We start from the raw sequence: 19,723 nt of genomic DNA on the forward strand, positions 1-19,723 counted from the left end.
TCCTTGTGCGCTTTACCTCAATTGTTCACCGGAGTCCGTTTCAAGGCCTTTTGTCCCAGCAATTGTATAACGTGTCCTGCCGCCACAGGCGAGATAAACAGCGCCTTCGCACAGGCCATCATGTCTCTTTTCCGCGCGCCCTCAATCAACGTCCACGTCGCCCACTCTTTTTCGGAGTAGTCCAAATGCCCGCGTATGGCGCGCCGCTCCAGCGCACTCAAATCAGGCCTCTTGAGCATCTGCCGGCAAATCCGGGCTAAACGCTGATGATCTTTACCTGCCTGGGAATGGGACGCCGATCCGGAACGGCGCACAAGATAATACCCGGCCGGATCAACCAGCATTGCGGACGCACCATCCAACAGCATTCGTGTATACAGCTCGAAATCTTCACCGAAGCGCAAATCTTCCACATACGGAGCAGACGGATCCTTCAGTTTGGCGCGGTGGATTAGCGGCTTTATGAAACCAAGCTCGGAGCGTTCAACATCCACATCATAGGACCGGTTTACGAAGAAACTGGCACTTAGCTGTATTGGCCCTGCGGGTTTGTCTGGCCAAAGTTCGCGTTCGACCTGGTTTGGAGTCGCCTCAGACGACATCAGGAGATTATCTGCAACCAGGTCCAGTTGCTTCTCTTCTGCAATTGCATGGAGATCCGCTATTCGGCTCTGCTCCATGAAATCGTCGCTGTCCAGTGGGGTAAACCAAGCCGCATCTGTTTCCTTTAAGGCCCGGTTTCTCGCCGCTGATGGCCCGCCATTTTTACTTTGCCGATAAAATTTCAGATTGGAGAATTCCGAAGTCAGGGAGTCCACAATATCCGGGCCACCATCCTGTGAACAGTCATCAACGACTATGACCTCCACGGACAATCCATCCGGAAGTTTCTGCTCGCACGCACTCCGGATTGCCCGTTCAATATTCGGCGCATCATTGTAAAGCGGAATAACAATTGCCACTTTTTTCTCATCAAGTGTGCAGCTCATATCGCACCTTTCAGCATTTCCATTGCTGGTCCGCTTTTCCCAGTCATGAAGAGCTTCGCGACCCGCAATCCTCTAAAAAAGCCCGAACGGGCTGTCAGACTAAGCATTGCGAAGTAAAGCAAGATCCCGGCACTGATGGCCGCCAACAGTCTTATGACAACCGCCAGTTCCGTCGGCAGCGTCATCTGAAGCCAGTAAATTCCAGCGCCCATCACAAGCGCCGAGATCAATACAGACCAGCCTGCCAACACCTGATTGGAAATCGGGTATTTAATGGCAATATAGACAGCCCATCCGCTTAAGCCCCAGCTCACAAATTTCTGCGCGGTCAGCGCTAGCATCACCCATTCGAGGTTCAAGGTGGATGCGAGCGGAATGGTAATCAACAAAAGGACGACGCTGAAACAGCTTACCTTCAGCAACAATCCCGGACGGCCAACGCCCTTCAGAACACCGCCATTAAAAGATGCCGTGGGCAGTCGAAGTCCCATCAGCAGTGAAAGCTGAATCGCGGTGACTGCACCGGTCCATTGCTCCCCAAACACAAAGGGTATGGCCAATGGCGCGATGGCCGCTGCGCCGATAAACGCCGGATATGCAATGAAGCCTGCGATCCAGATCGCCGCGGTCATGGTGCGGAATAGCGCGGGCCTGTCATCTTGCGTCCGGGACGCCACAGGAAAAGCAATTGCCCCAAAGGGAGAGACCAGCGCCTGCATCGCCTGGTCCTGCACACGCATCGCCAGATTGAACATTCCGAGCGCGGCGGGCCCAAGCACCAGACCCACAAAAAAACGCGGTATGGCCAGCTCACTGACCGCAATCATGCGCAAGCCCAGGGACGCAAGATTGAACCTCACAAGGCCATGGAAGTCTTCAAGTGTCGTCCTGAACGAAGGCGTCCAACGCGCGAAAACCGCGAAAAAGACCAATCTTACCAACCGGCGTGACAGCTCCATCGCAACAAGCGCCCAAGCGTTCTTGAAAATGAGTGCCGAGCTAATTCCGACTACCGCCCCGACGACATACCCTATGACATCGACGGTCGCGACCTGGCGAAACTGCATGTTCCTTTGAAGCAAGGCCGCTGGCACTGCGGTCAATGCCCCAATGAACAAAACGATCGACATGACGCGAAGGTACATTTCCAATTCAGGCGTATTGAAAAGTCCTGCAATCGGGCCCGCAAAAACTTGAATTATGGAGAAAAACAGCCCCGCAAACATCAGGGAAGAAAGCAGTACGGAGGCTTCATGCTCCCGTCGCAATTCGCCGCGCTGGATGAGAACTTCGTTGAGGCTATCACTCGTAAAGATCTCCGGAACCACCAGAACCAGCAACAGATAGCCGTAAATCCCGAAATCTGCGGGCGTAAGAAGCCGGGCCACAAATACCAGAGAAGCCAGACCGCTTATCAGACCCAGCCACTTACTGATCGCCACCCATGCAGCAGACCGGCCAGCCGAACTCAGCGTGCTTGGCATACCAGTCATCGGAACAGGTTCCGGCGTATGGGAGTTTGTTGTCATCGGCTTCCAGGTTGCGGATTATTTGCGGCAGTCCTGCACCATGCAAAATGAGTGCCCTTTTTGGCTATGCGCAACCTACCTCAACTTATCGCGATAGTTCGAACACATTAACGCCGAATTCCACGGTAAACTCAGACTCAATGCCAGCTCACGGCAAACATCAGTTCTTAAACTGGCCTTAAGTATTTGAGACCAAAAAGTGAGCATGAAAGACGTGAACTCGTCTCTGATAGGAACCAGTCCCATGGCTCATGTGGCAACAGACAGCAATACTGTTCGCATCTATTCTGGTGAAGCACGTGCAGATCACCGCAGGGACGACAAATTCCCGGTTTGGGTGCGCATTCTTATCATCATGACCCTGAGCTGCAGCCTCTGGGCGGGAATTATTGCTGCCTTCATGGCGATTTTATAAGGCCTTTTAGGCGCGTTCCCCGACCTTTGGCACTCCTGAACCATTCACGAATACTGGAATTTTGCCGGCAAATTTGCGTGTCATGGGCGAATAGCTGCCCATCACACCAACAAACAGTAGGTTGAGAGGCGTGTTGAATGTCGACCACGCGATCGATTCCGTAAAGGTTGAGACAAACACAATCGCCCCGAAAACCAGCAGGGCTGACGTATCCAGAGTCGAGCTCTGAAACCAGGTTTTCAACAACCGGTACCAGCACCAGACCCAGGAAAATATGTATAGCGCCCAGCCAATGTAGCCGAGGTGTACGCGCACCTCCAGATAGGCATTGTGGAACGAAAGTTTCGTGCCGTAAGGCTTGAAATCATTTTCGTTGATCGATTGTGCCGCGCCATTCCAGATCTGCCAGAAACCTTCGAGTCCGACCCCCAGGTACGGATGCTGGGACGCCACGACCTTTCCGGCCTCCCAAATATGGGTACGGCCAGTGAGTGTGCGGTCCTTGCCGACCAGCCCCAGGAACTGCCCGATATAATCCTGGCTGGGCTGGCTCAGTATGTATATTGCGCCACACAAGACCAGCGATATCGCGCTCAAAATAACCATCGAGCGAAGATGCCGTATCTGGCTCATTGTCACCCACAGGAACTTCACGCCTAACAGGCCGATGATACCGACAATGGAAAAAACCAGCGCCGTAGCCGAGGGAGCTCTCAGCATGAAGAACAGAGCCAATGGCCACACAGCCGCCCCAAGAAACCGCATCCATGCAGGTGTCTTTTCGTTAAGCATGGTCATGAAGCTCAACAGGGTCACGAACAGCATCTGCATCGCAAAGTAGTTCTTTTGCGGATAGGGACCGCCAGATGGCATCCGGTCATATGTCGGCGCACTCACGATCACAGCCACCACGCCCGCAAGAAAAAGACAGCGCAGAATTGTAGAGACGCGCATCCGCGCCACGACGACGGCGATCACCAACGGCGTCAGCAGGTACAGAACCCCTGTTCGCAAGGCCTCCTTGAAGGATGGCGCCCACAAAATCGAGAACAGTCCGAGTATCGGCAGCAGAAATAGCGGCCAGGATTTCAGCACGATGGGCAGAACATCTTCCTTGTGCCGGAAAAGCTGCAACATGAAGAAACACATCAGCAGATATCGCAAAGGTGTTTCCAGTGGCAGAGGCACGAACGTGTTCACGAACCACATCACATAGAGGCCCTGCTCCCACAGCGGAGCCTCCTTCGGGGTTTCGTACGCATTTACCCAGACAAGATCTGAATCCTTGCCGGCAGAGAGCGGTATGGCAATGTTCATCGGGTGCCCTCCTGCGCAAGCGTACGGTCTATCACAGACCGCAGGAACCCTGGCGGCTGAATGAATGTGCTGTCTGGCAAGGCTGCCAGTCTCTCACGGTATATTCTGATCTGTCCGCGGTCTGAAGCGAGATTCGATATCAGGTTCGGCAGACTTTCCTCCAGCGGCTCATCAATGACAAAGCCGCATTCATTCCGGATAATCCATTCTGCCGTTTCGGTACCTGCCGGCGCAATGGACGGCGTCGCGTAGTAGCCGCCTTCATAGATCCGGTTCGGCAACAGCCAAACGGAGTTGAACCCGGCCTCCATGAAATCCCCCGCCCAGACGACATCAAGGGCGTCATAAATGCCACGAAGGTCTTCCGGTGACTGGAAGCGTCCATGAAAGGTCATGTTCGGGCGCTTGTCGATTTCAGGCTCAAAGACGGGGATCTCCGTGCGTGCAGGTATGCCATGCAAACGCACTTCAAGGGTGTCTGGAAATGCGTCCGCCAATTGGCAGAGCAAATCCAGTGAGCGCTGACAGCGCAGCATGCCGACCCAGCCGATTACCAGCTTGTCCTGCCCTGCCCCATTCTGTGCATCAGGCTCAGGCCGTGCGCCCATATCACTGTCTGCAGGCAGACGGTTCTCGACCAGGAAGGCCTTGAAATCACCGGCATAGTAGCGGTCAAAATGGTTTTTCAGAAAGCCGGGCGAACTGACGACCAGTCCCTTGCTGCGCTTGAGCAGCGCATGTTCGAGGCCGCGAAAGACCTTGCCGATAATATCCTTACGGGTCAGCAGGCGGTGAACGTCCAGGCTTTCATAGATGACTGGCGTCTTCAGCTTGGCATAGCGCTTAGCCAGGAAGGCGCAGGCAAGCATGTCCAGATTACGCGCGTAAAGAACATCGGCCGCTTTAAGACGATCTACCTCTGCGGCGGCTTTGCGTGCGCCAGCGAAAATCTGGCGGAAGCGCTGAGTAAAAGCACCATCGCGCGTCAGGCCGAGATCAACATTGTCCCATTCCGGGACAACCTCGCGGCGGCGCATCATGAACCCGATGACCTTCAGCCCGTCGGACTGGAACGCCTTCACGCGTCGGCGCACGGCGGCGTCTGCTGCATCATGACCAAAAAAGGCGATTGTGGTCATCGAAGTATCCATTCCGCCGTTACCGGCCGCGCTGACTGGCGGCACCTGTCAGTCCGCCAGCCCTGTTCGGGTTGAGCTACTCAGCATCCACTTTTTCTGGCGGTTCGCTGCTGTGTTCTGCCAGGCTTGGCGGCGTCTGAATGGCCTTCGGACGCACGCTTCCATCATCCTTCTTGCCCGCAGACTTCCACTTGAAGCCAAACAGCGAAGGCTTGGTCTCGATCTGGTAGTATTTGCGATAAGCATCATAGCCAGCACCCGGGTCACGATAATGGCGACGGCGGTTCAGGTTGACCATGTTCAGCGTCACGCCTAGCAGGTCCGCCTTGAAGGATTTCAGCAAGCCAAGAGACTGGCGAGCCGCAGAGCGGTTCGTGTGGCGCCAGCGTACAACCAGGATAGCCTTGTCGGTCTTGCCCGAGACAACCCGCGCTTCTGCCATCAGCAGCAGAGGACCGGTGTCGATCAGGATAAGGTCATACATTGACCGCAGACGGACGAGCAGATCATCAAACGCGCGCGTTCCGAAAACATCATGCGGTGTGTGCCCCGTCAGAGACAATGGCAGGATGTCCAGCATGCTCTTCGGATCTTTGGTGATCGCATCCGACAGCTGGCCGGCACCAAACAGATATTCGATGAATCCGATCTCAGGTTTCAGGCCCGCAGCATCCGTCAGCTGACGGCGGCGGAAGTCACCATCGATGACCAGCGTGCGTGCGCCGGACATGGCAGACATGCGCCCCAAAGCGAGTGTCAAGCTGGTCTTGCCTTCATCGGGAAGGGAGGACGTGATCGCAACCGTCTTGGTCTCACTATCGAGATCCGAGAAAGCAATCGCCGCCCTCAGATATCTCACGCTCTCGGCGAAGGCCGACAACGGGTTTTCAATCAAATAGTCTGCCGGGTTCATTTGGCCAAAGCCAAGCGCATTGCTCGTCTTGATCAGCGGTACCGTGCCGATGGCATTCACGCCCAGTTTCTTTTCGATATCCTCGGAGGAGGAAATCTTCATGTCGAACATTTCGGCAAGCAGGGCCAGGCCCGCCCCCAGAATGCCGCCCAGAACAGCGCCGATCAGCAGGTTCAGTTTGGTGCGTGGCGCACTCGGGCTGTGCGGCACAGAGGCGTTGGACAGGATAATAGCATCCGGCTCGATCAGATCGCTCTGTTCGCGCGTTTCCTTGGAGCGGGAAATAAACTCTTCGTACAGAATACGGCTGGTCTCGGCATCACGCTGCAGCTCGCGCAAGCGTACATTCGCCAGATTATTCCCACGCAGTTTTGAGCCTGCCTGATTGATCTGGCCCTGCAGGCGGTTCACCTGGTCTCGTTTCACCTTCACCTCGTTTTCGAGGTTGTTGGCAATACGCTGCATTTCAGCCTGGATCTGGCGTTCAATATCGTCCTGCTCGGCCATGGCGCCAATCAGCTCAGGGTGCTGAGGCCCAAGACGTGTCTTCAGGTCTTCCACACGAGAGCGCACGGAAGACAATTGCTGTTTCAGATTCGTGATCAGCTGGGATTCCAGAACTTCGGAAATACCGTCAACACCGGCGCCGGATGCGATCTGGCGCTGCAAGCTGTCATAGCGCGAACGGGCGCGGTTCAGCTCGACTTCAGCCTGGGTCTTCTGGGTCGTCAGATAGGAAATGTTCTGCTCGGTGATCGTGCCACCCATGGCAGTTTCCATGTCATTGTCCGCAATGAACTTGGCGACACGGTTTTCCTTATCTTCCACTTCAGACTTCAGAGCGGAGGTCCGGTCGGTCAGCCATTCCGTGGCGCGTCGCGTTGCGTCCAGCTTGGTTTCCATCTGCTGCACGCGGTACTGGTCCGCCACCGCATTCGCCAGGCGCGCCGCCGTTTCAGGAGACTCGCTCGTAACCGTTACGCTGATCAGGTAAGTTGTACCAACGCGGCCAACACTCACCTTGCTCATCAGTGTGCCAACGACGGCATCCTCAATCGCGGCATTACGCTCATCCACGCTCATGCCGGCAAAGGGATCCTTTTTCGCCGTGCTCATGCCGAAGAGAGATTTGATTTGCCGCTTCAGCCCGTCAAACATGCCAGGCTTTTCTTCACGCAAAGTCCAGTTGAACTCCGCATCTTCGTCCAGCTTCTGTTTCTCGGCCACTTTCGTCAGCAGTGACTTGGACTGCATGACCATCACTTCCGTGTCGATCACGGCGGTGGATGCAACCAGCCCGCTCAGGACACTGCCAAGGTCAATGACGTTCTGCTGCTCGGTATCCAGCTGCACAACCGCCGTCGATCTGTAAGTCGGCGTGGCAGTGAAGGTGACATAGGCCACCAGCATGAAAACCGTCAGGAAGCTGATCGCAATCAACCAGAACCGTCTGTAGACAGTCCCCAAAAGCGACTTCAGGTCTGTGGGCATGGCATTGCCGGTCGTCTCCGCTTCTGCGGGCACCTGAGACGGGAGTTCGAAACTGAATGTCTTGGACAAGAGACTATCTCAACGGTTCGTGTTGCGTAGATGTTAAGAGCGACCGGCTGTTCTGCCGGTCGCTGATCACAAAGGTTATGGGTAGAGGCGGATACCAATGCCGATCACGTCAGCCGTGAAGCCCTCATCACCCGCAAAGAAACTACCGCTGCGGTCCCGGTCGACATGGCGGTAGAAGGCGTTCAGATGAACACGCTTGTTCATCTTGTAAGTGCCCGTCAGCCCCAGATCGATCACGTCATCACTGCGGTCGACTTCTTCAAAGTCATAGGTCGAATAATCAGCGCGTGCCGACAGGATAACATTGCGATAGAGTTCGTGGTCAACACGTGCGCCCGCATTCGTGCGGACAGAACTTGGCGCAGTCTGAATACCGCTGTCTTCCGAACGGCGTCCGCCTGTGAAGGTGACTGTTGTCAGGCGCGACGGGAACCACATAACGCGGGCATCCACGGCCAGTCCGCTTACGTCTTCAAAGTATGAATCGTCTTTCTCTTCGTTCAGGTAGCCCACGGAAACATCACCGCGAACCAGAGTGTTGAGTTCGAAATCCGTCCCGACAGAAACAGTGTAGCCCTTGGAGTCACGCGAACGTGGCAGACCGCCCAGAACAACTTCATTGTCATAGTCACGATCATTGAGCGCACCCTGGCCATATACGGCCACATTGGGGGAGATCGCATAGGACAGGCGCGTCTGGAACTGCAGGCTCGAATGGTCCCGGAAGTCCTGATTGACCCTTATGCCGTTAGCCGTTTCGCCATCGTCATAATTGACCTCTGCGATTGTTGCGACGTTTCTCCAGCGCACACGGTCATTGCCATAATTGGCGCTGACTTCAGCACCAGTGCGCGTAGACACGACAGGCTTCAACAGACCGGAGGCATTCGACGGATTCGTAAGGTCGTCTGCACGTTGCCGCACGAAAGCAGCCGCGCCCAGGGACAGTTCACGCGTCACGTCCAGACGGCCCCGCAGGCGGGCGCTGATATCGTTCGACGAGTGATCGCTGAAATCCTGATACTCGTCACGGGACGCGGCAACATCCAGACCGATCTCGTGAACATTCCAGTTGGTCCGTGCGGAGACTTCTGCGCCAATACGGGCCACAACGTCAGACTCTTCGCCTGTCGATGTTCCCAGCGCGTTGTTGGTATAGGCAACCGCCGCATTGAGGTTGGAGTTGACCAGAAACGCGCCAAGACGGATCGGTTCCGGATCATATTGCGGCTGACGACGTTCGCTGACAGCTTCATACTTGTTACGGCTGTAATAGTCACCTGACTGGGCAACGGCAGTCCCCGCGACTGCAGTTATCATGGCGCCAGTTGCGACCCCCGCAAGGCTAACACGCTTAACACTCAACATATCCATCACTTCCCTGGATTATTATCTTTCCGGGCAAAAACCGGTATTTCCACCTAAACCTCAAGCAAAACTCATACCATCAATTCGGGGAAAGAGTGATGCCCTGATAATTGAATACGATGTGCATCGCGTAAGCAAAGTCCGTCAAATTAAACGTACCCCTGCTCACCCAACCGTGACCGGACTAGGGCACAGACAAGGCAGACTTTGGATTTTTCTTGAAATACAACGCACAAGCGAACGCCCGAGACGCGAATTACACGTCTCGGGCGAGCTATCCGAATGCAAATCCGGAAATATTAATTATTAATACTGGCATATCATCTGGCAGATGATATGCCCTGTTTTCAGGCTTTGACGCGCTTACTCGGCGGCCGCTGCCATGTCAGCGCTGGACAAGTCTGTGTAGCGTTTCAAGTGATGATCAACGTTTCCAAATTCGGAGTCGATCATAGTGATACGCTTGAAGTAGTGTCCGACAGCCAGTTCGTCTGTCATGCCCATGCCGCCATGGATCTGAACGGCTTCCTGGCCAACGAAACGTCCGCCCTGGCCGATCCGCACCTTGGCTGCAGACGCAGCCTTCTTGCGGGTCACTTCATCCTCGTCCAGCTTCAGCGTGGCCATATAGGTCATGGAAATCGACTGCTCATACTCCATGAACATGTCGACCATGCGGTGCTGCAGAACCTGGAATTTGCCGATCGGCACGCCGAACTGCTTGCGCTGACGGGAGTAGTCCACAGTCATCGCATGGGCCACTTTCATGGCGCCGCAGGCCTCTGCGCACAGGGCAGCAATCGCTTCGTCAGACACCAGCTCAACCAGCGGCAGGCCATTGTCGACTTCGCCGATCACGGCTTCTGCGCCGACGGAGACGTTTTCGAAGTATACTTCTGACGCGCGGCGGCCATCGACCGTCGGATAGTCACGCGTGGAAACGCCGTCAGCATCCTTGGCCACGACAAATACCGTCACGCCATTCTTGTCACGGCGATCCCCGGAGGTGCGAGCCGTAACGATGAAGTGCGTCGCCCAAGGGGCACCAATCACGACAGCCTTGTGGCCGTTCAGAACGAAGCCGGAGCCATCTTTCTTCGCGGTCGTTTCAAGGTCAGCCAGATTGTAACGGCCCTTCGGTTCGGCATAGGCGAATGCGAAGATCATCTCACCGGACATCACGCCGCTGAGATATTCTTCCTTCTGGGCATCGGAGCCACGCTTCAGGAAGCCGCCGCCGCACACGACGCTTGGCAGGTACGGCTCGACCACGAGGCCTTTGCCGAACTCTTCCATCACGACCATTGCGTCGATCGGGCCGCCACCAAGGCCGCCGTCTTCTTCACTGAACGGCGCCATCAGCAGGCCGAGTTCTGCGAACTGGGCCCACATTTCCGGACGCCAGCCGGATTCAGAAGCAACCACCTTACGGCGGGTCTCAAAGTCGTATTGTTCCCGGATCAGCCTTGCGAGGCTGTCGCGGATCATTGTCTGTTCTTCTGTAAAATTGAAATCCATGTTTTCGGTCCTCCCTGCCTCGTGCGCCTAAAGGCCGAGGATCATCTTTGAAATGATATTGCGCTGAATTTCGTTCGATCCGCCATAGATCGACGTCTTACGCATGTTGAAATAGGTCTCGGCGGCATAGTTCGAATGATCCGGGCCTACGCCGAAATCATTGTTGCCATCCGCTTCCATGCCGTAGGCATATGGCGCGCCATAATAGCCAACGGCTTCCAGGGTCAGCTCGGTCAGACGCTGCTGAATTTCCGTCCCCTTCACCTTCAGGATGGAGCTTTCAGGCCCCGGCCCCTTGCCTGCCGCTTCAGACGCCAGCGTGCGAAGTTCGGTGAACTCCAGCGCAGTCAGGTCAATCTCCAGCTGGCTGACCTTGCGGGCAAATTCCGGCTGCTCCAGCAGTGGCTCACCATCAACCAGCTCATTGGTTGCGATGTTGCGCAGGCGCTCAACACCACGCTTGGAACGGGCAACGCCGGCAATGCCGGAACGCTCGTGCGCAAGCAGGAACTTGGCATAGGTCCAGCCTTCATTCTCGACACCGACGAGGTTCTCGACCGGCACGCGGACATCCGTCAGCCAGGTCTCGTTCACTTCATGCGTGCCGTCGATCAGCTTGATCGGCTTCACTTCGATGCCCGGCGTCTTCATGTCGGCCAGAATGAAGCTGATACCTTCCTGAGGCTTCTTCGCATTCGGGTCTGTGCGGCACAGGATGAAGATCCAGTCTGCGTGCTGGGCCAGCGTGGTCCAGGTCTTCTGGCCGTTGATGACATAATGGTCGCCATCACGCACAGCCGTCGTTTTCAGGCTTGCAAGGTCAGACCCTGCGCCCGGCTCGGAATAGCCCTGGCACCACCACACATCACCGGACAGGATACCGGGGAGGTGGCGCTCTTTCTGTTCTTCATTGCCGAAGGTGTAGATCACCGGGCCGACCATAGAGACACCGAAGGGAAGCGGCATTAGCGCATCAACGCGCGCGTTCTCTTCAGACCAGATATATTTCTGCGTGGAGGTCCAGCCCGTGCCGCCGTATTTCTCCGGCCAGCTGGGGGCAGACCAGCCCTTTTTGCCGAGCACTTTGTGCCAGGCCAGGAATTGTTCGCGCGTCAGATCTTCGCGCGTGCCCATTCCTTCGAGCTCTTTGGGGTAATTTTCGCGGATAAACTCGCGAACTTCATTTCGGAAGGCAACTTCTTCCGGTGTAAAATCGAGATTCATGACGGCTCCTCACTGCGCGCCCTTTATAGGCGTCGAATGCTACACTCTATTTCCGTCATTTTGCCCCAAAGGCAAGGTGACGTGCGCGTAAACGTCAGGTTCTCGTCGGGGAAACTGCGTCAACCTGCTTCGGGCTCTGCGATAAAAGGTGCGCACGCCGTCTTGAGCAAACTGATTGCGGTCGCAGAGCCAAGCCCGCCTCCCGTCTGGAATTCCAGCTGCAGCAAGGGCCGCAAGCCCAGTCGCTCGACCGCCGCTTCATGTGCAGGCCGGCGCGTCACGTGAGAGGCCACGCAATGACTGATTGCCGCAGGATCAATCGCATGCACAACTCCCGCTGCAATTGTCGTGGCAAAGCCGTCCAGCACAACCGGAATACCCTGATGGCGGGCCGCGATGATCGCCCCGACGCAAGCGGCCAGTTCACGTCCGCCCAGATAGCGCAGCGCTTCCAGAGGGTCAGACAAATGCCCGCGGTGGAGAGCCAATGCCCGGCTGACCAGATCCACCCGGCGGCGTGACAGCTCTGCCGTGGCCTGGCTGCTCGGGCGAACCCAGTAATCCGGAGACCCACCATACAGCGCACAGGCGACAGCGGCGGCCGCCGTGCCGACACCTGCGCCGGATACGGCCAGGGCCAGAAGGTCCGGCCTGTCTTCGGTTGCTTCAAAGCCATAGGCGATGGTCGCCGCACATTCGCGCTCTGACATGGCCGCTTCTTCAGCGATGCTCGGAGTCGGCTTGTCGATTGCCAGGTCGAATACCCGGATACCAGCACCGGCCTGTGTCGCGATGGCCGATAGCGGCGCCTTGCCTTCCTGCAGCGCATCCACATGAGCCCGCGTGTCGGACTTGGTAGACATGGATACGCCTTCTTCCTGAAGGCCGTGCGAACTGGCGAAAACCGCCAGGATAGGCTTCTCGATACGCGGCGGGAATCTATGCTGCCAATTGGCCAGCCACTCAGCAGCCTCACCCAGGCGGCCGAAATCGCCTTCCCGGCCCATGCCGAGCAATGCCTCGCGGACCTGCTGACCGGGAGAGCGGTCCAGATCAACACGCTGACGGATCAGCGAGCGCGCATCATCAAGCGGCGAAGTTTCGCGGGCCGGTTCGCTCAAGATTAGTCCTCCATACCCTTATGTAACGGGTTTCATACTATAACAGAGAAAGCTGCAGCCTTGCGACAAGGTTTTATTACCTCATTCATGAGATAACTTGCTCTGCCGCCTGCCTTGGTTACCCTATATTTATGACAGTCCAATCAATAAAGTCCCCGTGCGTAAAAGTGTGTGCTGTAGATGCTGCTACAGGCTTGTGCCTTGGCTGTGGCCGCACACTGCCAGAGATCGGCAAATGGGTCTCCATGGGGGAAGCAGGCCGCGAAAAGGTAATGGCTGAGCTGCCGGCCCGCATTGCGCGCCTGGAAGACCTCGGCAAACGATAGGGAGAGAGGCGATGCTTGCAGGGAAACTTGTGGCCGGAGCTGTGACCGCCTGCGCCATCGCGGCCATCGTGTCGTTCCTTGTTGTCCCGAGCGTCAAGAATCGCGGCGTCCGCGTGGAAACCCTGCCCCCCGAATCCCTGCCCGCCCCGACCGAGAAAACAAGCTCTGTCAGCTTCGCCAATGCTGCCGTGATCAGCCGCGAGAATGACGGGCATTACTGGACCCGCGCCGAAGTCCACGGCACAGCGGTCAAATTCATGGTCGATACCGGCGCCAGCACGGTCGCCCTCACCTATCGCGACGCCCAGCGCATGGGCCTTAACCCTGAAAAGCTGGACTATCGCTGGGAGATCCGCACGGCTGGCGGTATCACCCACGGCGCCGCCGTCACACTGGACAGTATCCGCATAGGCCGTGTCGAAGTGGAGAATGTGGACGCGATGGTCCTGCGCGACGAGTTGGAACAGTCCCTGCTCGGCATGACGTTTCTGAGCGAGCTTTATTCCTACGAATTCAAGCAAAGCCAGCTCATCATACGCCGGTAATTTTCTCGCCGCCTTCGCCTTTGCCGACCCCGACTTCCCAGGCAAAGCGCTGGTCGTCGCCAGCCCATCGCGCATAGGCGACCCGGCCATCGAGGCCTGCCGCATCCATCAGATCCCGGTACCAATAGTCCGCCCCGGCATTCAGGCGCTGGGGATGCACGCCCCACAACAGGCACGCCGTGCGCAGGCGCTGGTCATCCAGAGACCCGTACAGGATCGGTGCACAGCCCCGCACGCGGGAAAATCTGGCCAGACGCGAAAACGCCCCTGTCCGCAGGGCCAGCGCAGTCGCGCCTTCTGCCTCTGCCATGCCTTGCGCTGTCTCGGCCACAACATCGATGGCGTTGCGGGCAGGCACATCCCCTGAGAATTGCGACAGAGACCGGCGATAGTCTTCGGCTTCCTCGGTCGCACGGATGATGCGCGACATGATCGAAACCGTCGTCGCCGGATGACGGCCAACAGCTGTTTCAGCCGACAGCATAACGGCATCTGCGCCCTGATAGATCGCCGTGGCCACATCGGAGGCTTCGGCCCGGGTCGGCGCGGCATTCTCGATCATGGATTCCAGCATCTGCGTTGCCACGATGACGGGACGGCCCAAGCCGCGCGCGCACCGGACAATCCGGCGCTGAATGATCGGCACTTCCTCTGGCGCAAACTCAACGCCCAGATCCCCACGCGCCACCATAACAGCATCAGACGCCTCAACAATGGCCTCAAGATCAGTGATGGCCGCAGGCTTTTCCAGCTTGGAGACGAGCGGCGCCCGGCCATCAATAATGGCCTTCACCTCTTCCACATCTTCAACCGTCTGCACGAAACTCAGCGCGATGATGTCGACGCCAATCTCCAGCGCGAAGTCGAGATCCTTGCGATCCTTTTCCGTCAGGGCCCGTACTGGCAGAGCCTTGCCGCGCACCGTGAAGCCCTTCTTGTCCGTCAGCTTGCCCGGCACATCCGCGCGCACTTTCGGGGCATCGCCCACCGCCGTCACCGTGAAGATCAGCTTGCCATCATCCACCAGGATGACATCGCCTTCTTCCAGCATATCGACGATCTCTGCATGAGGGACCGGGATCGTGTCTTCGGCATCGGTCGTTTCAGCGGCGACGAGCGCATATTCCTGTTTGTAGCGCAGGCGCAGTTCGCCATTCGGCAGGCTGCCCACACGCACTTTCGGGCCCTGCAAATCTCCCAGAGTTGCCAGCGGACGTCCGCTTTCCTTCTCGGCAGCGCGCACCGCGTTCAGCGCTTCCTGATGCGCCGCATGTTCGCCATGGCTGAAATTCAGGCGGAAGACATCAACACCAGCATACGCCAGCGCGAGCACTTCACGCGGGCTTCGGCTGCCCGGTCCAAGCGTTGCAACGATCTTGGCGTTTTCGCCACTTAGCCGTTTCGTGCCCATGTCTGCCTCCCAATGACAAGGTTGTCTTTTCTTTTATACGACTCGCCACGGGATTGCCAGACAAGCCAGTCACGCCCGTCACGATTTTATTTACAGCGGCCTGCATCCAACTGCAGGGGTTGGCGCATCTCACCCGAAAAGGAGAGATATGTCATGAAATACATGTTCGCCGCGCTGTTCATGCTCGCCGCCTGCGCGTCTGCCCAGCCCGTGGAAACTTCCGCCCCTGCCCCGGCAGCTGACGAAGATACTGTTCAGATCATGGTGCTGGGCGTGTACCACTTCTCAAATCCGGGCCATGATCTCGTGAACACCGAGGCCGACGATGTGCTCGCCCCGGAGCGCCAGGCAGAGCTCTCGACACTGGCCAAGCGCCTGGAAGAGTTTCAGCCCACAGCCATCGCGATTGAGCGAGAGCGCCCCGGCGATACGCTGATCGATCCAGGCTTTCAAAACTACACGCCTGAGGACCTGACCCAAAAGCGCAACGAGATCATCCAGATCGGCTATCGCGTCGCCGGGGACCTGGGACTGGATCGCGTCTACGCAATTGATGAGTCCGAGGGCGAAATTCCCTTCTTCCCGTTTGAGCGTGTGCAGACCTTCGCGGAGCGCACAGGACAGACACAGCTGATCGACGACATGGTCGCGAAGGTCCGGGCAAACTCCACCGAACTGGAAGCCGCCCAGAACACGGAGACGATTTCCCAATTGCTCGCACGCCTCAACCGGCCCGAGGTCATCCAGTCAGACCAGGAAGACTTCTATTATGAACTCCTCAAGCTCTCTGACGCGGAAGAACATGCCGGCGCGGTGCTCAATTATGGCTGGTATGCCCGCAATGCGGAGATCTTTTCAAACCTGCTGGAAGCCGCAAAGCCCGGAGATCGCATCCTCGTCATCTATGGCGCAGGCCATAATTTCTGGCTGCACCATTTCGTTGAGAACATGCCGGGCTACGAACTGGTAGACGTCATGCCCTATCTGGAAGACTAGCCCACCGCAAACGGATCATAATTCAGGATCGGCGCCAGCCAGCGCTCGGCCTTGCGGGTGTCCCACCCCTTGCGCCGGGCGTAATCCTCAACCTGGTCCTTCTCGATGCGGCCGACTGCGAAGTAGACGCTGTCCGGATGCGCGAAATACATGCCGGAAACGCTGGCCGCCGGGGTCATCGCGAAGCTGCTGGTCAGGGAGACACCGATCCGGTTTTCCACATCCAGCAGTTTGAAGAGGGTTTCCTTTTCGGTGTGCTCGGGCTGGCTGGGATAGCCGGGCGCCGGGCGAATGCCGCGATATGTCTCGGAGATCAGCTCCTCGCACGACAAGTCTTCCTCTGGCGCATAGGCCCAGAGTTCCTTGCGCACACGCTCATGCATGTATTCCGCCAGGGCTTCAGCGAACCGGTCTGCCAGCGCCTTCACCATGATGGAGGAATAATCGTCGCCCTTGGCCTTGTACTCCTCGGCAATCTCTTCCGCCTGCGGACCAGCAGTCACACAAAAGCCACCGATCCAGTCATCGCCTTTCGGGGCGATGAAATCTGACAGGGCGAAATTGGCACGCGTATTGTCTTTCACCATCTGCTGGCGCAGCGTGTGGAACACATCGCCCGTGCCAAGCCGGATATCATCTCCATCGGCATTGGCCTTCCAGAAGCCGACCACGGCCTGCGGCTGGAACCAGCTCTCGCCGACCAGTTTCTGCATCATGGCCTGCGTATCACGCCAGAGGCTTGAGGCCGCTTCGCCGATGATCTCATCCTTCAGGATTTGCGGATACTTCCCGGCAAGGTCCCAGGCGGAGAAATAAGGCGTCCAGTCGATATAACGCGCCAGCGTAGCGAGATCGAAATCCTTGAAGGTCTTTGCGCCCTCAAAGGTCGGCTCCGGCGGGGTATAGGCATCCCAGTCGAGCTTCAGCCGGGCCTCGCGCGCTTCGGCCAGCGGCAGGCGCGGCTTTGGCGGACCGCCCGCGCGGGATTCACGCATGCGCTCATAGCGGGCTTTGGTCTGGGTGACGAAATTGTCTTTCTCGTCATCACTCAGCAGTGAGCTGACGACTCCGACCGCGCGGCTCGCATCTGCCACATGCACAACCGGCGCGCAGCGGATTGCCGGTTCGATCTTCACCGCCGTATGCGCAGGGCTGGTCGTCGCGCCGCCGATCAGCAGCGGCTGTTTCATGCCGCGGCGTTCCATCTCGGATGCGACATAGACCATCTCGTCCAGGCTGGGTGTGATCAGACCGGACAGGCCGATCACATCGACATTCTCGTTTGCCGCCGTGTCGAGGATTGTCTCCGCCGGCACCATGACGCCAAGGTCCAGAATCTCATAGCCATTACAGGCCAGCACCACGCCAACAATATTCTTGCCGATGTCATGCACATCGCCCTTCACAGTGGCCATCAGCACCTTGCCATTGGATACATCCACCGTACCGAGACGTTTCTTCTCTTCTTCCATATAGGGTTCAAGCCAGGCGACGGCCTGCTTCATCACGCGGGCGGATTTCACCACCTGCGGCAGGAACATCTTGCCGGATCCGAACAGGTCACCGACCACATTCATGCCGTCCATCAGCGGCCCTTCAATAACGTGCAGCGGGCGTTCTGCCTCCAGGCGCGCCTCTTCTGTATCATCATTGATGAATTCCGTGATGCCGTGGACAAGCGCATGTTCCAGACGCTTCTGAACAGGGGCCTCGCGCCATGAGAGATCCTTCTCAAGGCTTTTGCCTTTCTGGCCCTTGAAGCCTTCGGCGATGTCGACCAGGCGTTCGGTGGCATCATCGCGGCGATTGAGGATGACATCCTCGACCCGCTCACGCAGCTCCGGCTCGATATCATCATAGATATCCAATTGGCCGGCATTCACGATGGCCATGTCGAGTCCTGCCGGAATGGCATAATAGAGGAAGACGGAGTGCATCGCCCGGCGTACCGGCTCATTGCCGCGGAAGCTGAACGACACGTTCGAGAGGCCGCCCGAAATGTGACAGCCCGGGCATGTCTCGCGGATCACCTTTGTCGCCTCGATGAAATCCACGGCGTAATTATTGTGCTCTTCAATGCCAGTCGCGACCGCGAAGATGTTCGGGTCGAAAATGATGTCCTCTGCCGGGAAGCCCACCTCTTCCGTCAGGACACGGAAGGCGCGTTGGCAGATCTCTACCTTGCGGGCCTTGGTATCCGCCTGCCCTGTCTCATCGAAGGCCATGACCACGACCGCCGCGCCGAAGGCCAGGCATTCGCGGGCCTGCTTGCGGAACTGGTCTTCCCCCTCCTTCATGGAGATGGAGTTCACAATGGCTTTGCCCTGCACGCATTTCAGGCCCGCCTTGATAACCTCCCATTTCGAGGAGTCGATCATAACAGGAACGCGGGCAATATCCGGCTCGGCAGCAATCAGATTGAGGAAGGTGCGCATGGCCTCGGCACCGTCCAGCATGCCTTCGTCCATATTGACGTCGATCACCTGCGCGCCATTCTCGACCTGCTGGCGGGCCACTTCCACGGCGTCAGCATAGCGGCCCTCCGTGATCATGCGGCGGAATACGGCGGAACCCGTGACGTTTGTACGCTCACCGACGTTTACAAAAGATTGGGACGCTGCAGTCATTCTGGCTGTTCTTTGCGGTTGGTTAGAGTCTCGTCGATCAGTGCATTGAAATAATCGAGTCCGACATTCTCTTTACCGTCTTCGTCGGTCCAAATCTCGGTCCGGGCTTTTTCGAACCAACTGTCTGCGGATGCGTACTCACCGGCAACGTCGTCATAGACCCCAAGGACAAAATACAACTGGATTCGTTCCGGTCCGGTTTCGGCCTCCGGAATGGCAAGCACGGTGAGGTCTCGGGCAGCTTGCCGAAGTTCGGCCTTATCCTGCTCCTCCGCCCAATACACCTTCAGTCGGGCCAGCTCTGCGCGGAAGATTGCGCCACGCTCCCGGACCGCCTCTATCGCAATCAGGCGCTGGCGTTTTTCTGCTTCGCTGCTTGGACGGCTTCCAAAGCCTTCGAGTACCGCAGCGATGCGGGCGCGCTCATCCTCCGGCAGCTTTGCACCATCTTCGTCAAATGCGATGTCCTGCCCAAAAGAGACAAACCCGCTCGGACACGACCATAGCCAGGCTTCATCTGTCTGCGGCCAATACACACCATCCCATTTGCTTGGGTATTGGTAGATGTACCCTCCCCAGGACATCGGCACGTGAACCTCGCACATTTTGTCGGAGAATGGATCATCCACCTTTTCGCTTGCCCAGGTGATAGCGGATGCACCAAGGGCGGGAAGCAAGAAACCCCCGCCTACAAGCGCCGACTTCAATCGTCTCGAGATCATTTC

General features: G+C 57.3%; 16 protein-coding genes. 4 read left to right on the forward strand and 12 right to left on the reverse strand.

Annotated features, from left to right (window positions below; translation table 11 throughout):
• Window positions 1-17: 17 nt before the first annotated feature.
• The gene (locus HY29_RS09150) at window positions 18-989 is read right to left on the reverse strand and encodes a glycosyltransferase family 2 protein (protein ID WP_034796002.1); all 972 of its coding nucleotides are present in this window, start codon (window positions 987-989) and stop codon (window positions 18-20) included.
• The gene (locus HY29_RS09155) at window positions 986-2,482 is read right to left on the reverse strand and encodes an oligosaccharide flippase family protein (protein ID WP_162176706.1); all 1,497 of its coding nucleotides are present in this window, start codon (window positions 2,480-2,482) and stop codon (window positions 986-988) included. Before HY29_RS09155 ends, HY29_RS09150 begins: the two co-directional genes overlap by 4 nt.
• A gap of 280 nt (window positions 2,483-2,762) precedes the next feature.
• Between HY29_RS09155 and HY29_RS19190 the strand changes: the two genes are divergently transcribed.
• Window positions 2,763-2,933, forward strand: a complete 171-nt coding sequence (locus HY29_RS19190; RefSeq protein ID WP_155838275.1) for a hypothetical protein — start codon at window positions 2,763-2,765, stop codon at window positions 2,931-2,933.
• 6 nt (window positions 2,934-2,939) lie between these two features.
• On the opposite strand, the gene HY29_RS09160 is transcribed toward HY29_RS19190, so the two are convergent.
• The 7 genes from HY29_RS09160 to HY29_RS09190 all read right to left on the reverse strand — a co-directional run bounded on the left by HY29_RS09160 (window position 2,940) and on the right by HY29_RS09190 (window position 13,093).
• Window positions 2,940-4,250 (reverse strand): O-antigen ligase family protein, encoded by a 1,311-nt coding sequence (locus HY29_RS09160; protein ID WP_034796005.1) that lies wholly within the window; start codon window positions 4,248-4,250, stop codon window positions 2,940-2,942.
• Window positions 4,247-5,389, reverse strand: coding sequence for a glycosyltransferase family protein (locus HY29_RS18450; RefSeq protein ID WP_051601361.1), 1,143 nt, complete (start codon window positions 5,387-5,389; stop codon window positions 4,247-4,249). Before HY29_RS18450 ends, HY29_RS09160 begins: the two co-directional genes overlap by 4 nt.
• 76 nt (window positions 5,390-5,465) lie before the next feature.
• Window positions 5,466-7,862: a GumC family protein gene (locus HY29_RS09170; RefSeq protein ID WP_051601362.1), complete on the reverse strand. Its 2,397-nt coding sequence runs from the start codon at window positions 7,860-7,862 to the stop codon at window positions 5,466-5,468.
• Window positions 7,863-7,937: 75 nt separating this feature from the next.
• On the reverse strand, window positions 7,938-9,230 hold the full coding sequence (locus HY29_RS09175) for an outer membrane beta-barrel protein (RefSeq protein WP_162176707.1): 1,293 nt from the start codon (window positions 9,228-9,230) through the stop codon (window positions 7,938-7,940).
• Window positions 9,231-9,593: 363 nt separating this feature from the next.
• Window positions 9,594-10,748, reverse strand: coding sequence for an acyl-CoA dehydrogenase family protein (locus tag HY29_RS09180; protein ID WP_034796008.1), 1,155 nt, complete (start codon window positions 10,746-10,748; stop codon window positions 9,594-9,596).
• A 27-nt stretch (window positions 10,749-10,775) separates the two neighbouring features.
• Window positions 10,776-11,972 carry an acyl-CoA dehydrogenase family protein gene (locus HY29_RS09185; protein WP_034796010.1) on the reverse strand — a complete coding sequence of 399 codons (1,197 nt, stop codon included), beginning with the start codon at window positions 11,970-11,972 and terminating at the stop codon, window positions 10,776-10,778.
• Window positions 11,973-12,091: 119 nt separating this feature from the next.
• Window positions 12,092-13,093 (reverse strand): nicotinate-nucleotide--dimethylbenzimidazole phosphoribosyltransferase, encoded by a 1,002-nt coding sequence (locus tag HY29_RS09190; RefSeq protein WP_034796012.1) that lies wholly within the window; start codon window positions 13,091-13,093, stop codon window positions 12,092-12,094.
• Window positions 13,094-13,224: 131 nt separating this feature from the next.
• Here HY29_RS09190 and HY29_RS09195 point away from each other — a divergent pair, with 131 nt between their 5' ends.
• On the forward strand, window positions 13,225-13,419 hold the full coding sequence (locus HY29_RS09195; protein WP_051601363.1) for a DUF1289 domain-containing protein: 195 nt from the start codon (window positions 13,225-13,227) through the stop codon (window positions 13,417-13,419).
• Window positions 13,420-13,430: 11 nt separating this feature from the next.
• Window positions 13,431-13,964 carry a retropepsin-like aspartic protease family protein gene (locus tag HY29_RS09200; protein ID WP_051601364.1) on the forward strand — a complete coding sequence of 178 codons (534 nt, stop codon included), beginning with the start codon at window positions 13,431-13,433 and terminating at the stop codon, window positions 13,962-13,964.
• Here HY29_RS09200 and pyk read toward each other — a convergent pair.
• The gene (gene pyk / locus HY29_RS09205; RefSeq protein ID WP_034796016.1) at window positions 13,951-15,375 is read right to left on the reverse strand and encodes a pyruvate kinase; all 1,425 of its coding nucleotides are present in this window, start codon (window positions 15,373-15,375) and stop codon (window positions 13,951-13,953) included. The two genes, HY29_RS09200 and pyk, sit on opposite strands and share 14 nt — an antisense overlap.
• Window positions 15,376-15,528: 153 nt before the next feature.
• Between pyk and HY29_RS09210 the strand changes: the two genes are divergently transcribed.
• Window positions 15,529-16,371: a DUF5694 domain-containing protein gene (locus HY29_RS09210; protein WP_034796017.1), complete on the forward strand. Its 843-nt coding sequence runs from the start codon at window positions 15,529-15,531 to the stop codon at window positions 16,369-16,371.
• Here HY29_RS09210 and metH read toward each other — a convergent pair.
• Together metH and HY29_RS09220 are read right to left on the reverse strand one after the other, a co-directional pair.
• The gene (gene metH, locus HY29_RS09215) at window positions 16,368-18,998 is read right to left on the reverse strand and encodes a methionine synthase (protein WP_051601365.1); all 2,631 of its coding nucleotides are present in this window, start codon (window positions 18,996-18,998) and stop codon (window positions 16,368-16,370) included. The genes HY29_RS09210 and metH overlap by 4 nt on opposite strands.
• Entirely contained in the window at window positions 18,995-19,675 is a 681-nt protein-coding gene (locus HY29_RS09220) for a hypothetical protein (RefSeq protein WP_155838276.1), read from the reverse strand. The genes metH and HY29_RS09220 overlap by 4 nt, the downstream gene beginning before the upstream one ends.
• Window positions 19,676-19,723: the final 48 nt, after the last annotated feature.

The organism is Hyphomonas beringensis (genome assembly GCF_000682755.1).
GTDB classification, from domain to species: Bacteria; Pseudomonadota; Alphaproteobacteria; order Caulobacterales; family Hyphomonadaceae; genus Hyphomonas; species Hyphomonas beringensis.

What these genes read in the sequence shown, in the direction of transcription:
- HY29_RS09150 (WP_034796002.1), bottom strand. Translation starts at nt 989, where the DNA reads ATGAGCTGCACACTTGATGAGAAAAAAGTGGCAATTGTTATTCCGCTT.
- HY29_RS09155 (WP_162176706.1), bottom strand. Translation starts at nt 2,482, where the DNA reads ATGACTGGTATGCCAAGCACGCTGAGTTCGGCTGGCCGGTCTGCTGCA.
- HY29_RS19190 (WP_155838275.1), top strand. Translation starts at nt 2,763, where the DNA reads ATGGCTCATGTGGCAACAGACAGCAATACTGTTCGCATCTATTCTGGT.
- HY29_RS09160 (WP_034796005.1), bottom strand. Translation starts at nt 4,250, where the DNA reads ATGAACATTGCCATACCGCTCTCTGCCGGCAAGGATTCAGATCTTGTC.
- HY29_RS18450 (WP_051601361.1), bottom strand. Translation starts at nt 5,389, where the DNA reads ATGACCACAATCGCCTTTTTTGGTCATGATGCAGCAGACGCCGCCGTG.
- HY29_RS09175 (WP_162176707.1), bottom strand. Translation starts at nt 9,230, where the DNA reads ATGTTGAGTGTTAAGCGTGTTAGCCTTGCGGGGGTCGCAACTGGCGCC.
- HY29_RS09180 (WP_034796008.1), bottom strand. Translation starts at nt 10,748, where the DNA reads ATGGATTTCAATTTTACAGAAGAACAGACAATGATCCGCGACAGCCTC.
- HY29_RS09185 (WP_034796010.1), bottom strand. Translation starts at nt 11,972, where the DNA reads ATGAATCTCGATTTTACACCGGAAGAAGTTGCCTTCCGAAATGAAGTT.
- HY29_RS09195 (WP_051601363.1), top strand. Translation starts at nt 13,225, where the DNA reads ATGACAGTCCAATCAATAAAGTCCCCGTGCGTAAAAGTGTGTGCTGTA.
- HY29_RS09200 (WP_051601364.1), top strand. Translation starts at nt 13,431, where the DNA reads ATGCTTGCAGGGAAACTTGTGGCCGGAGCTGTGACCGCCTGCGCCATC.
- pyk (WP_034796016.1), bottom strand. Translation starts at nt 15,375, where the DNA reads ATGGGCACGAAACGGCTAAGTGGCGAAAACGCCAAGATCGTTGCAACG.
- HY29_RS09210 (WP_034796017.1), top strand. Translation starts at nt 15,529, where the DNA reads ATGAAATACATGTTCGCCGCGCTGTTCATGCTCGCCGCCTGCGCGTCT.
- metH (WP_051601365.1), bottom strand. Translation starts at nt 18,998, where the DNA reads ATGACTGCAGCGTCCCAATCTTTTGTAAACGTCGGTGAGCGTACAAAC.